Annotated in this window: 7 protein-coding genes, 2 tRNA genes and 3 rRNA genes; 10 read left to right on the top strand and 2 right to left on the bottom strand. The window is 43.1% G+C overall.

Annotated elements, in window-relative coordinates:
• Positions 1-86 precede the first annotated feature (86 nt).
• Together ACPEEM_RS09940 and ACPEEM_RS09935 are read right to left on the bottom strand one after the other, a co-directional pair.
• Positions 87-1,682, bottom strand: a complete 1,596-nt coding sequence (locus ACPEEM_RS09940) for an ABC transporter substrate-binding protein (RefSeq protein ID WP_424406872.1) — start codon at positions 1,680-1,682, stop codon at positions 87-89.
• A gap of 354 nt (positions 1,683-2,036) precedes the next feature.
• Entirely contained in the window at positions 2,037-2,678 is a 642-nt protein-coding gene (locus tag ACPEEM_RS09935; RefSeq protein ID WP_424401956.1) for a TfoX/Sxy family DNA transformation protein, read from the bottom strand.
• A 743-nt stretch (positions 2,679-3,421) separates the two neighbouring features.
• Between ACPEEM_RS09935 and ACPEEM_RS09930 the strand changes: the two genes are divergently transcribed.
• The 10 genes from ACPEEM_RS09930 to trkA all read left to right on the top strand — a co-directional run bounded on the left by ACPEEM_RS09930 (position 3,422) and on the right by trkA (position 13,895).
• Positions 3,422-4,963, top strand: a 16S ribosomal RNA gene (locus tag ACPEEM_RS09930).
• A gap of 80 nt (positions 4,964-5,043) precedes the next feature.
• A tRNA-Ile gene (locus tag ACPEEM_RS09925) sits at positions 5,044-5,120 on the top strand.
• Positions 5,121-5,154: 34 nt separating this feature from the next.
• Positions 5,155-5,230 (top strand) — tRNA-Ala (locus ACPEEM_RS09920).
• 272 nt (positions 5,231-5,502) lie between these two features.
• A 23S ribosomal RNA gene (locus tag ACPEEM_RS09915) occupies positions 5,503-8,397 on the top strand.
• Between the two features lie 201 nt (positions 8,398-8,598).
• Positions 8,599-8,714 (top strand): 5S ribosomal RNA (rrf, locus tag ACPEEM_RS09910).
• Together the 16S, 23S and 5S rRNA genes with 2 tRNA genes alongside form the textbook arrangement of a ribosomal RNA operon.
• Positions 8,715-8,838: 124 nt before the next feature.
• Positions 8,839-9,351 carry a peptide deformylase gene (gene def / locus ACPEEM_RS09905; protein ID WP_424401955.1) on the top strand — a complete coding sequence of 171 codons (513 nt, stop codon included), beginning with the start codon at positions 8,839-8,841 and terminating at the stop codon, positions 9,349-9,351.
• Positions 9,352-9,412: 61 nt separating this feature from the next.
• A complete protein-coding gene (gene fmt, locus ACPEEM_RS09900) occupies positions 9,413-10,369 on the top strand; it encodes a methionyl-tRNA formyltransferase (RefSeq protein WP_424401954.1) in 957 nt (318 codons plus the stop codon).
• The gene (gene rsmB, locus ACPEEM_RS09895) at positions 10,366-11,697 is read left to right on the top strand and encodes a 16S rRNA (cytosine(967)-C(5))-methyltransferase RsmB (protein ID WP_424406870.1); all 1,332 of its coding nucleotides are present in this window, start codon (positions 10,366-10,368) and stop codon (positions 11,695-11,697) included. The genes fmt and rsmB overlap by 4 nt, the downstream gene beginning before the upstream one ends.
• Before the next feature lie 12 nt (positions 11,698-11,709).
• The gene (locus tag ACPEEM_RS09890; RefSeq protein WP_424401952.1) at positions 11,710-12,522 is read left to right on the top strand and encodes a glycosyltransferase; all 813 of its coding nucleotides are present in this window, start codon (positions 11,710-11,712) and stop codon (positions 12,520-12,522) included.
• Positions 12,519-13,895: a Trk system potassium transporter TrkA gene (gene trkA, locus ACPEEM_RS09885; protein ID WP_424401951.1), complete on the top strand. Its 1,377-nt coding sequence runs from the start codon at positions 12,519-12,521 to the stop codon at positions 13,893-13,895. Before ACPEEM_RS09890 ends, trkA begins: the two co-directional genes overlap by 4 nt.
• Positions 13,896-13,959: the final 64 nt, after the last annotated feature.

The raw sequence follows: 13,959 nt of genomic DNA, 5'->3' as shown, positions 1-13,959 counted from the left end.
ATGACAACAAATAGAGGGAAGTAAGTGGATAAACGTATCTACAACAGGTGTAGATACGTTATCAGTCGTCTTATCAATATTTGATGTTATTTTTCTAAATCCACAGCAAAGAAGTTATGTAAACCAAATGGACTCACGACATAATTTTTCACTTCTTTACGAACAGGGAAATAGGTGGTGGAATGTGCAATGGTAATCCATGGCGCTTGTTGTTTAAACACCACTTGTGCTTCTTTATAGAGTTTTACCCGTTCCTCGTGATCTGTCACTTGTGCCGCTTTTGCTACTAACTTCTCAAAAGGTTCATAACAGAATTTCGCATAGTTAGACCCTTGAGCCACGGCTTTACAGCTTAACAACGTGTTTAAGAAATTATCAGGATCACCGTTATCACCTGTCCAGCCCATCATCCCTGTTTGATGATCGCCTGCACGCATACGTTTTAAATATTCTCCCCATTCATAGCTCACGATTTTCGCTTTCACGCCCACTTTTTGCCAATCTGCTTGGATCAACTCAGCCATACGGCGTGCATTCGGATTATAAGGACGAGAAACAGGCATTGCCCATAAATCGGTTTCAAAGCCATTTTCAAAGCCCGCTTCTTTTAACAAGGCTTTCGCTTTTTCTGGGTTGTATTCATAATCTTGTATATCATCGTTGTATGACCACATTGTTGGTGGAATTGGGTTTTTAGCCACACTGCCCGAACCTTGATACACAGATTCAATGATCGCCTCTTTATTGACGGCATAACTTAAGGCATGACGCACTTTCACATTATCAAAAGGGGCTTTTTGTACGTTAAAGTTTACATAGCCGATATTTAATCCCGGTTGCGTTAATAACGTGATATTGCTGTCTTGTTTTAATTTGGCAATATCCGCAGGATTTGGATAAGGCATCGCATGGCATTCCCCTTTAGTTAATTTCGCATAACGTACAGAGGCATCTGGTGTAATAGAAAAGACTAAACGATCAATTTTGGCTTTGCCTTGCCAATAGTTTTCAAAGGCTTTATAGCGAACGGTTGAATCTTTTTGATAGGACACAAACTCAAACGGACCCGTGCCGATTGGATTGCTGTCCACTTTATCTTGGGTTTTCGCTTTCAACATATTCTCAGCATATTCCGCCGAGTGGATTGCAGCAAAGTCCATCGCAATATTTGCAAGGAACGGTGCATTTGGAACTTTTAAGTGAAATTTCACCGTATGATCATCCACTTTCTCCACTTTTTCGATAATGTTTTGCATATCCATTCCCGCAAAATATTCATAAGTCCCGCCAGAAACCTTATGGTATGGATGATTCGGATCCGCTTGGCGTTGGAAAGAGAACAGCACATCATCCGCATTGAGATCACGGGTTGGAGTAAAGAATTTATTGCTGTGGAATTTCACCCCTTTACGTAAATAGAAAGTGTACGCTTTCCCATCTTCGGAAATATCCCATTTTTCAGCTAATGCAGGAAGAATATTGGTTGTACCCGCTTCAAATTGGGTAAGACGATCAAAAATTGGTTGTCCTGCGGCATCAAGGGTAGCCCCGTCTGTGCCGAATGCAGGGTTTAAATAAGAAGGTGAGGCTTCAGAACAAAAAACAAAGGTTTTCGGTGCAGCCAAAACAGAGCTAGAAATGAAAGCTAATGAAATGAGCGAAAGTTTAGTGAGTCGTTTCATGGTTTTTCTCCAAGAAGATGTTATGTAGACATTATGCCAATAGGCGGTTTTTTTATATTTTTTTTGAATATGTCAATTTTTTAAACAAAATTCAATATCTTTGCTTAAAAATTGTAAAAAACAGGTTAAAAAATAGATAAAAAGTAAAAAAGAAGTGGAAGAAAAGAGATACAAAAAAGAAAGGTTTAAAAGACCATAAAAAAAATCCACACAAAATTTTTTAAAAATGATCCGCACTTTAATCAGTTAGGCATTCAATTTTTTGGGATAGGTCATGTAGTCATTATTTATTCGTGAGGAATGGCATGGTTAGAAAAGCCCACCGGAGAAGAAGCGGGCTCATTTATGGGAGGATTATATCTTTTTGATATCCCTTAATCCGGCATCTGCTAAAGCGATATTTAAATTTTTGAGTTCGTTTTCTTTTTCTTGTTGTGTCATTAAATTGACATTCTTATTTTGCAGTGCTGCACTTAATGCCCAAAAAATACCAATTTCTGCAGTAATCCCTTTTTTCTTTAAACGAACATAGCTATTGATGGCACCTAATGTTTTAAAAAGCGATAAATCATGGATATCCACTTTAGCTAATAGTCTTTCATATTTTACAGAAAGATTCGGGAGATCTTTAATACGAGATAGTTTCGCTTGTGCCGCCGCATGTTTTTGTTCTTGGGCTTGTTGAATAGAACGCTCAAGAAGTGATTTGTAAAGGGTTTTATCTTTGATAAGGGCTTGAGGAAGGCGATAATAACAGGAAAGGTTAAGTTTTCCTGGTATTTCGTAAGAAAGATAGCTCGCAGCACCTTGAGACTCTAAATAAGTGGCAAATTCATTTTCGGCCCTTAAATAAAAAACACCATGTTGATATAAACCAAACATGGTGCCTTCTTTAAATAATCCATAGCTTGCAAACAGTCCTTTTGCAGTGACTTCACCAATAAGCTCGTGTAATTCAAGGCGAATTTCTAAAGTATCTTGTTCCGTTTTGATCATAGTGTTACTTCCTGTCTATGGTTAACTCTAAAGGGAAAATAATTAAGGAATACATCCTGTTATGTGCTTAAAAAGCATGGAAAGTTATAACATATTTTAAAAAAAATTAAACAATATTTTAGAAAGTACAACTATTTTTTATGACGTAGATCGAAAAAATGAAAAAAAGTTGCAATTGGAGTGAGTGTTTTTTATACAAAAACATTGTTTTTCAATGATCTAGCGTAAAATAAACACCTAAATATGTAAAACTTAATGATTGTTTTAGTAAGCCAAACTCATCAAAAGAAGTAATCATACTGATTATTTTAAATAAGTTGAGTGATATTTGTTTATTTTGAATAAAAAAATAGCACTCGATCTTAAAATTTAAAAAAATTGAGAAAAACACTTGATTGTCATGCTGAAATCCCTATAATGCACCTCCGCACCGCAAGGGTGGCAAGCAAAAAGAAAGTGAAGGTGGCTGAAAGGTCAAATGCTTTTAAAGGTCTTGAAAAATAGTAAATTTTTTAAGAAAAATTGCTTGACATGAAAATTGAATTTGATTATTATTTTCATCCTTGCTTAATGCAACGCTCTTTAACAATCTAACAGACAATCTGTGTGGGCACTTGTTGATTGATTTCATTTAGAAAAGATTTTTAAAATTGAAGTCTTAATAGGTGCTTAAACTGAAAATTCATTATACTTATGAAGTAAATGTAAACTTTAGCTAAGCAGTTTATTGAGCGATTGAACTTGAATTGAAGAGTTTGATCATGGCTCAGATTGAACGCTGGCGGCAGGCTTAACACATGCAAGTCGAACGGTAACAGGGAGAAAGCTTGCTTTCTTTGCTGACGAGTGGCGGACGGGTGAGTAATGCTTGGGGATCTGGCTTATGGAGGGGGATAACTGTGGGAAACTGCAGCTAATACCGCGTAATCTCTGAGGAGTAAAGGGTGGGACCTTTTGGCCACCTGCCATAAGATGAGCCCAAGTGGGATTAGGTAGTTGGTGGGGTAAAGGCCTACCAAGCCGACGATCTCTAGCTGGTCTGAGAGGATGACCAGCCACACTGGAACTGAGACACGGTCCAGACTCCTACGGGAGGCAGCAGTGGGGAATATTGCGCAATGGGGGGAACCCTGACGCAGCCATGCCGCGTGAATGAAGAAGGCCTTCGGGTTGTAAAGTTCTTTCGGTAATGAGGAAGGGGTGTTATTGAATAGATAGCATCATTGACGTTAATTACAGAAGAAGCACCGGCTAACTCCGTGCCAGCAGCCGCGGTAATACGGAGGGTGCGAGCGTTAATCGGAATAACTGGGCGTAAAGGGCACGCAGGCGGACTTTTAAGTGAGATGTGAAATCCCCGAGCTTAACTTGGGAACTGCATTTCAGACTGGGAGTCTAGAGTACTTTAGGGAGGGGTAGAATTCCACGTGTAGCGGTGAAATGCGTAGAGATGTGGAGGAATACCGAAGGCGAAGGCAGCCCCTTGGGAATGTACTGACGCTCATGTGCGAAAGCGTGGGGAGCAAACAGGATTAGATACCCTGGTAGTCCACGCTGTAAACGCTGTCGATTTGGGGATTGGGCTTTAAGCTTGGTGCCCGAAGCTAACGTGATAAATCGACCGCCTGGGGAGTACGGCCGCAAGGTTAAAACTCAAATGAATTGACGGGGGCCCGCACAAGCGGTGGAGCATGTGGTTTAATTCGATGCAACGCGAAGAACCTTACCTACTCTTGACATCCAAAGAATCCTGTAGAGATACGGGAGTGCCTTCGGGAGCTTTGAGACAGGTGCTGCATGGCTGTCGTCAGCTCGTGTTGTGAAATGTTGGGTTAAGTCCCGCAACGAGCGCAACCCTTATCCTTTGTTGCCAGCGATCCGGTCGGGAACTCAAAGGAGACTGCCAGTGACAAACTGGAGGAAGGTGGGGATGACGTCAAGTCATCATGGCCCTTACGAGTAGGGCTACACACGTGCTACAATGGTGCATACAGAGGGCGGCGAGACGGCGACGTTGAGCGAATCTCAGAAAGTGCATCTAAGTCCGGATTGGAGTCTGCAACTCGACTCCATGAAGTCGGAATCGCTAGTAATCGCAAATCAGAATGTTGCGGTGAATACGTTCCCGGGCCTTGTACACACCGCCCGTCACACCATGGGAGTGGGTTGTACCAGAAGTAGATAGCTTAACCTTCGGGAGGGCGTTTACCACGGTATGATTCATGACTGGGGTGAAGTCGTAACAAGGTAACCGTAGGGGAACCTGCGGTTGGATCACCTCCTTAACCGAAAATGGAACGACTGCAAGTGTTCACACAGATTGTTTGGTAGATTGTGTAAATCAAGAGAACGAAGTTCATCCTACGGGTCTGTAGCTCAGGTGGTTAGAGCGCACCCCTGATAAGGGTGAGGTCGGTGGTTCAAGTCCACTCAGACCCACCACTCATATGAGTGAGGACGTAGGAGCGATGATGCTGGGGATATAGCTCAGCTGGGAGAGCGCCTGCCTTGCACGCAGGAGGTCAGCGGTTCGATCCCGCTTATCTCCACCAAACATCATTGCTAAGTATTTTGCGTTGACTGAATAAAAGTTGATGGATAAAGAAAAGAGTGCTTAGCAATGATGAGCGAAAAATGGCGAAGCCATTTTGACTTGTCTTTATTGTTCTTTAAAAAATTGGAAACAAGCTGAAAAACTGAAGAGATTTTCGAAAGAAAGTCTGAGTAGAAAAAATCTTGCATGAAAAAAGGCATGCAAGTGTTTAGTGTCTAAACAGCAACATCAGGTAAGTATACGTTTGTATAAGAATACTTGAGGTTGTATGGTTAAGTGACTAAGCGTACAGGGCGGATGCCTTGGCAATCAGAGGCGAAGAAGGACGTGCTAATCTGCGAAAAGCTTGGATGAGTCGATAAGAGGCGTTTAATCCAAGATATCCGAATGGGGAAACCCAGTAGATGAAGAATCTACTATCTCTTGCTGAATACATAGGCAAGAGAGGCGAACCGGGAGAACTGAAACATCTAAGTACCCCGAGGAAAAGAAATCAACCGAGATTCTGTAAGTAGCGGCGAGCGAAAGCGGAAGAGCCAGTAAGTTTTAGCGATGATATTAGAGGAATTGGCTGGGAAGCCAAATCAAAGAGGGTGATAATCCCGTACTCGAAAATGTTATTGTGGAACTAAGCTTACGATAAGTAGGGCGGGACACGAGAAATCCTGTTTGAAGATGGGGGGACCATCCTCCAAGGCTAAATACTCCTGATTGACCGATAGTGAACCAGTACTGTGAAGGAAAGGCGAAAAGAACCCCGGTGAGGGGAGTGAAATAGAACCTGAAACCCTGTACGTACAAGCAGTGGGAGCCCGAAAGGGTGACTGCGTACCTTTTGTATAATGGGTCAGCGACTTATATTTTGTAGCGAGGTTAACTGAATAAGGGAGCCGAAGGGAAACCGAGTCTTAACTGGGCGTTGAGTTGCAAGGTATAGACCCGAAACCCGGTGATCTAGCCATGGGCAGGTTGAAGGTTGGGTAACACTAACTGGAGGACCGAACCGACTAATGTTGAAAAATTAGCGGATGACTTGTGGCTGGGGGTGAAAGGCCAATCAAACCGGGAGATAGCTGGTTCTCCCCGAAATCTATTTAGGTAGAGCCTTGAGCGGACACCTTCGGGGGTAGAGCACTGTTTCGGCTAGGGGTCCATCCCGGATTACCAACCCGATGCAAACTGCGAATACCGAAGAGTGATACTCAGGAGACACACGGCGGGTGCTAACGTTCGTCGTGGAGAGGGAAACAACCCAGACCGCCAGCTAAGGTCCCCAAGTCTATATTAAGTGGGAAACGAAGTGGGAAGGCTTAGACAGCTAGGATGTTGGCTTAGAAGCAGCCATCATTTAAAGAAAGCGTAATAGCTCACTAGTCGAGTCGGCCTGCGCGGAAGATGTAACGGGGCTCAAATATAGCACCGAAGCTGCGGCATCAGATGTAAATCTGTTGGGTAGGGGAGCGTTGTGTAAGTCGATGAAGGTGAATTGAGAAGTTTGCTGGAGATATCACAAGTGCGAATGCTGACATAAGTAACGATAAAACGAGTGAAAAACTCGTTCGCCGGAAGACCAAGGGTTCCTGTCCAACGTTAATCGGGGCAGGGTGAGTCGGCCCCTAAGGCGAGGCTGAAAAGCGTAGTCGATGGGAAACGGGTTAATATTCCCGTACTTGGATAAACTGCGATGTGGGGACGGAGAAGGTTAGGTTAGCAGACTGTTGGATGTCTGTTTAAGGCGGTAGGTGGAAGACTTAGGCAAATCCGGGTCTTCATAACACTGAGAACTGATGACGAGGTGCTACGGCACTGAAGTAACTGATACCACGCTTCCAGGAAAAGCCACTAAGCTTCAGGTTTATCTAAACCGTACTGAAAACCGACACAGGTGGTCAGGTAGAGAATACTCAGGCGCTTGAGAGAACTCGGGTGAAGGAACTAGGCAAAATAGCACCGTAACTTCGGGAGAAGGTGCGCTTACGGTAATTGTAGGAGTAAACCTCTGAAGGTGAAGTAAGTCGAAGATACCAGCTGGCTGCAACTGTTTATTAAAAACACAGCACTCTGCAAACACGAAAGTGGACGTATAGGGTGTGATGCCTGCCCGGTGCTGGAAGGTTAATTGATGGTGTTATCGAAAGAGAAGCTCCTGATCGAAGCCCCAGTAAACGGCGGCCGTAACTATAACGGTCCTAAGGTAGCGAAATTCCTTGTCGGGTAAGTTCCGACCTGCACGAATGGCATAATGATGGCCAGGCTGTCTCCACCCGAGACTCAGTGAAATTGAAATCGCCGTGAAGATGCGGTGTACCCGCGGCTAGACGGAAAGACCCCGTGAACCTTTACTATAGCTTGACACTGAACATTGAATTTTGATGTGTAGGATAGGTGGGAGGCTTTGAAGCAGTGACGCCAGTCATTGTGGAGCCATCCTTGAAATACCACCCTTTAACGTTTGATGTTCTAACGAAGACCCTGAAACGGGGTCTCGGACAGTGTCTGGTGGGTAGTTTGACTGGGGCGGTCTCCTCCCAAAGCGTAACGGAGGAGCACGAAGGTTTGCTAATGACGGTCGGACATCGTCAGGTTAGTGCAATGGTATAAGCAAGCTTAACTGCGAGACAGACAAGTCGAGCAGGTGCGAAAGCAGGTCATAGTGATCCGGTGGTTCTGAATGGAAGGGCCATCGCTCAACGGATAAAAGGTACTCCGGGGATAACAGGCTGATACCGCCCAAGAGTTCATATCGACGGCGGTGTTTGGCACCTCGATGTCGGCTCATCACATCCTGGGGCTGAAGTAGGTCCCAAGGGTATGGCTGTTCGCCATTTAAAGTGGTACGCGAGCTGGGTTTAGAACGTCGTGAGACAGTTCGGTCCCTATCTGCCGTGGGCGTTGGATGATTGATTGGGGCTGCTCCTAGTACGAGAGGACCGGAGTGGACGCATCACTGGTGTTCCAGTTGTCTCGCCAGAGGCATTGCTGGGTAGCTAAATGCGGAAGAGATAAGTGCTGAAAGCATCTAAGCACGAAACTTGCCAAGAGATGAGTCATCCCTGACTTAAAGTCAGTAAGGGTTGTTGTAGACTACGACGTAGATAGGTTGGGTGTGTAAGTGTAGTGATACATTGAGCTAACCAATACTAATTGCCCGAGAGGCTTAACCATACAACGCTCAAGTATTTTTGGGTGTTGATGCTAAATGAAGTGATACGAAGACGAATGCGAAGAGACGCGGAAAGTAAGTAGAAGAGCTCTGATAGACAGCTTGTTTCTGATTAAAGTGCGAGAGTGAAGAAAGTACAACAGCAGCAAAGCAGAGAATAAAGAACAGAAGAGAAAAGACAAGAGAGAACATCAAAGGAATATCTTGGCGGCGATAGTGCAGTGGACCCACCTAAATCCATGCCGAACTTAGAAGTGAAACGCTGTTACGCCGATGGTAGTGTGGGGTTTCCCCATGTGAGAGTAGGTCACCGCCAGGTCTGAATGAAGAGAAACCTCAAGTAGCGATACTTGAGGTTTTTTGTTTTGGGGAAAATTTGTAAAAAATAGAAAAAAGAGTAGAATAGATAAAATTTTTTCATTGTATTTGACATTAGAGAGATTATGGCACGATTAAATGTACTAGTTTATCCTGATGAGCGTTTGAAGATCGTTGCAAAGCCAGTGGTAGAGGTGAATGACGAAATCCGTGAGATTGTGGATAATATGTTTGAAACAATGTACCTTGAAGAAGGTATTGGTTTAGCGGCAACGCAAGTAGATATTCATCAGCGTATTATTACGATTGATATTGATGGTACAAAAGAAAATCAATATGTATTAATTAATCCCGAGATTATTGAAAGTTGTGGTGAAACAGGAATTGAAGAAGGCTGTTTATCTTTACCAGGATTCCGTGGTTTTGTACCACGCAAGGAAACTGTGACGATTAAAGCTTTGGATCGTCACGGTGAGGAATATACGTTGACTGCCGATGGGTTATTAGCGATTTGTATTCAGCATGAGATTGATCACCTAAATGGGATTGTGTTTGCTGACTATTTGTCGCCACTCAAACGCCAACGCATGAAAGAAAAATTGGTAAAATTACAAAAGCAATTAGCCAAACAGAAATAATTGTTGATACCCACGTGATTAAACGTGGGTTGTTTTCTCCATAACGTAGAACATTATTTATATGACATCATTAAAAATCATCTTTGCGGGGACGCCTGAGTTTGCTGCCCAGCATTTACAAGCCTTATTAGATTCCCATCATGAAGTGGTTGCGGTTTATACGCAGCCAGATAAACCCGCAGGACGTGGCAAAAAACTGCAAGCCAGTCCTGTGAAGCAATTAGCAGAACAATATCACCTTCCTGTTTATCAACCAAAATCATTACGTAAAGCCGAAGCACAAGAGGAAATGCGTACTATTGATGCGGATGTTATGGTGGTTGTTGCCTATGGTTTACTTTTACCGAAAGCGGTATTAGCTATGCCTCGTTTAGGTTGTTTGAATGTGCATGGTTCTTTGTTACCACGCTGGCGTGGTGCAGCCCCGATTCAACGAGCAATTTGGGCAGGTGATAAGCAAACAGGCATTACCATTATGCAAATGGATGAGGGACTGGATACGGGGGATATGCTACATAAAGTCTATTGTGATATTGATGAGAAAGAAACCTCTTCCAGTTTATATACAAAATTAGCCGCACTTGCTCCGTCTGCGTTATTAACCGTCTTAGATGGTTTAGAGGCAGGAAAATTTGTGCCAGAAAAACAAGATGACAGTCAATCAAATTATGCTGAAAAATTATCAAAAGAAGAAGCACAGTTAGATTGGCAATGTTCTGCAGAACAATTGGAACGCAGTATCCGAGCTTTTACGCCATGGCCAATGAGTTATTTGAACTTAGTTGATCCACAAGGGCAGCCACAAACCTTGAAAGTCTATCAAGCATCTGTGTTACCACATGTTAACCAACCTGCTGGAACTATTTTATCCGTGGATAAAACAGGGATTCAAATAGCCACGGCACAAGGAGTACTGAATTTATTAACGGTGCAACCTTCGGGGAAAAAGCCTATGTCGGTACAGGATTTTTTAAATGGCCGAGCAGAGTGGTTTAAAGTAGGTAAGACAGTATCATGACAAAAGCGAAAACGTTTTCAAAAACGACCGCACTTTCTACCCGAGCCGTAGCCGCACAAATTGTGTTACAGGTACTTGATCAAGGGAAATCCTTATCGGCATTATTGCCAGAGGTGCAACATACGGTGAAAAGCCAAGATTTACCGTTACTTCAAGAAATTTGTTTTGGTGTATGCCGTGTCTTGCCCCGTTTAGAACAGATTATTAAGCAATTGGTGGATAAACCATTAAAAGGAAAAACACGGCTTGTGCATTGTCTTTTACTGGTTGGATTGTATCAATTACTTTATACACGTATTCCTGCACATGCTGCGGTCGATGAAGTTGTGAATGCCACGAAAGGGTTAAAAGTGGATCATTTTCGTGGCTTAGTCAATGGTGTCTTACGCCGTTTTTTACGTGAGCAAGAGAGCATATTGGCGAAAGTGGATAAACACTGGCACACACTGCATCCAGACTGGTTTATTGATCGTTTGAAACAAGCCTACCCGAATTGGCGTGACATTATTGACGCCAATAATCAAAAACCACCAATGTGGTTGCGAGTTAATCAGCAAAAAAATACAACGGAAAGCTACCGCAAGTTATTGGCAGAACAGGGTATTGAAACGGCGACAGCTGAGAACCCTTGTGCTCTACGTGTATTGCAGCCTATTGCTGTCTCGCAATTGCCCGCTTTTCATGAAGGCGCGGTGAGTGTACAAGATATACATGCCCAATGGGCTGGTTTGTTATTAGCCCCCAAAAATGGGGAACTTATTTTAGATGCTTGTGCCGCACCGGGTGGCAAAACCACACATATTTTAGAGCAAGCCGAAAAGGCAAAGGTTGTGGCATTAGATGTGGAAGCGAGTCGCCTTAAACGAGTACATGAAAATTTAGCCCGTATGCAACAGCAAGCAACGGTGATTTGTGGTGATGCCACACAACCTGAGCAATGGCTAAAGCAACTTAGTGAAAGTGCGGTACAATTTGACCGAATTTTATTAGATGCACCTTGTTCTGCAACAGGTGTTATTCGCCGTCATCCTGATATTAAGTGGTTGCGTCAAGATGCCGATATTGATCAATTAGTGCAACTGCAAGCCAAGATTTTAGACGCCCTTTGGAAATTATTGAAACCAAATGGTGTGTTGTTATATGCGACCTGTTCAGTGTTGCCAGAAGAAAATGCTTTACAGATTGAGCAATTTTTAAAAAGGAACGCAGATGCAAAACTAACACCTTTGCCATTTGATCTGCCAGAAAACGCAATTGGAATGCAATTTCTGCCAACGGAAAATGGTGGTGATGGTTTTTACTATGCGAAATTAGAAAAGCAAATTTAAGTGAGTATTTCAATGAACTTTCCAAAAATTGATGTTGTTATACCTTGTTATAATGCCGAAAAGACCATTATTCGTGCCGTGAATTCCGTGCTTAGTCAACCACAATTAAACCACCTTTGGTTAGTGGATGATGGTTCGACAGATAATACATTACAGCTAGCAGATTTGATTGCTAAACAATACCCAGATAAGGTCACCATTGAGAAATTGCCCCGTAATGTTGGTGTGGCGAAAGCCCGTAACTGGGGAGCCTTGCAAACAACGACAGAATTTGTCGCCTTTCTTGATGCAGATGATGCTTATGAACCTGAAGCGTTAACGGTTGCCGCTAGTGTCTTCCATTTTCGTCCAGAAGTTGGCGTGGTGCGTTTGGCATTAAAGCCTGTTGATTTAGCGGAGCGTTATGTTTCACACCCTGAGTTTAAGCGAGCATGGGAAACCATGCAGATGACTTGTGGTGGGAATATGATTTTCCGCCGCACCTTTTTCTTCGCTTGTGGTGGTTTCCCACAAGATCTCATTTTCCGAGATTTAGGGGGCGAAGATGGGGCGTTAGGTATTGCGACAACCAGAATGAGCTCCGTGGCAACCTTATTTGATGATGTCGGGGTGTTACATTATTGCCGTGAAGGTATGCATGCTCAGCGTTTATTAGATTCGCTATTATTCGATAAACAAAATCATGGCATTTCAAAAGAAAAACTCACACAAGCTGACAAAGTAACAGAGCGGATTTGTGAGGGAATTAAAGCGTTAAAGCTGTGTTTAAATACCGATCGTATCGGTGTGAAACCATTACTTATTGAAAGATCGGATGAAGAATGAAAATCATCATTTTGGGAGCAGGTCAGGTAGGGACGACACTTGCTGAAAATTTAGTGAGTGAAGATAACGATATCACGTTAGTAGATAATCAATCCTTGCGACTTGAAAACTTGCAAAGTAAACATGATTTAAGGGTTGTGAATGGCTCGGCGTCTTCCCCGCGTGTATTACGTGAAGCGGGGGCACAAGATGCCGATTTATTGGTTGCGGTCACCAGTTCTGATGAAATAAATATGGTGGCTTGTCAGATTAGTTACACCTTATTTAACACCCCAACCAAAATTGCTCGGATTCGTAATGCCGAATATTTACGTGAGAAAGACAAATTATTTCAGCCTGACGTGTTGCCGATCGATCATATTATTTCCCCTGAAAAACTCGTGACAGAGGAAATCGCCAAGTTAATTGACTACCCAGGTGCTTTGCAAGTTTCCCACTTTGCAGAGGGACGTATTAGCCTTGTGGTCGTGAAAGCCTATTATGGTGGGCCTTTGGTGGGTTATGCCCTTTCGGCGTTGAAAGAGCATATGCCTCATGTGGATTGCCGTATTGTCTCCATTTTACGTCAAGAAAAAGTGATTCGACCGCAGGGATCTACCATTATTGAAGCGGGTGACGAGGTGACGTTCATCTGTGAAACCATTCATATTAAAGCGGTGATGAGTGAATTACAGCGTTTGGAAAAACCTTATAAACGGATCATGATTGCAGGTGGGGGGAATATCGGTATTGGCGTGGCAAAACGTTTGGAAGGGCAATGCTCGGTAAAATTAATTGAACGAAATGCAGAACGAGCAAGGGCATTATCTGAAAAACTGTCCAATACCTTAATTTTTTGTGGCGATGCCTCGGATCAGTCCTTTTTATTTGAAGAACAAATCGAAAATATTGATGTTTTTTTATCGCTCACCAGTGATGATGAAGCCAATATTATGTCTGCCTTGTTAGCGAAGCGGCTAGGGGCGAAAAAAGCCATGGTGCTGATTCAACGTATGGCATATATCAATTTGATTCAAGGGGGCACGATTGATATTGCCGTCTCGCCACAACAAGCGACCATTTCAGCCTTACTCAGTCATGTGCGTAAAGGGGATATTATTCATGTTGCCTCTTTGCGACATGGTACAGCGGAGGCGTTAGAAATTGCGGTGCATGGGGAAGAAAGCAGCTCCAATATTATTGGACGTAAAGTGTCCGAGCTGAAATTGCCGCAAGGTGCAATCATTGGTGCCGTATTTCGTCAAAATGAAGTCATTATGGCGAAGAAAAATTTGGTGATTGAAGATAATGATCACGTGATTGTGTATTTAAGTGATAAGAAATCGGTATCTGATATTGAAAAGCTTTTCCAACCGAGTACCTTTTACCTCTAAACCTGAGAAAAAACTGTACAATTGGCTTAAAGTTCCTATAATAACGCTGGTTTTTATCATTTTT

The organism is Pasteurella pantherarum (assembly GCF_049670885.1).
GTDB lineage: Bacteria > Pseudomonadota > Gammaproteobacteria > Enterobacterales > Pasteurellaceae > Pasteurella.
This window is presented reverse-complemented; position numbering and strand designations above follow the sequence as displayed.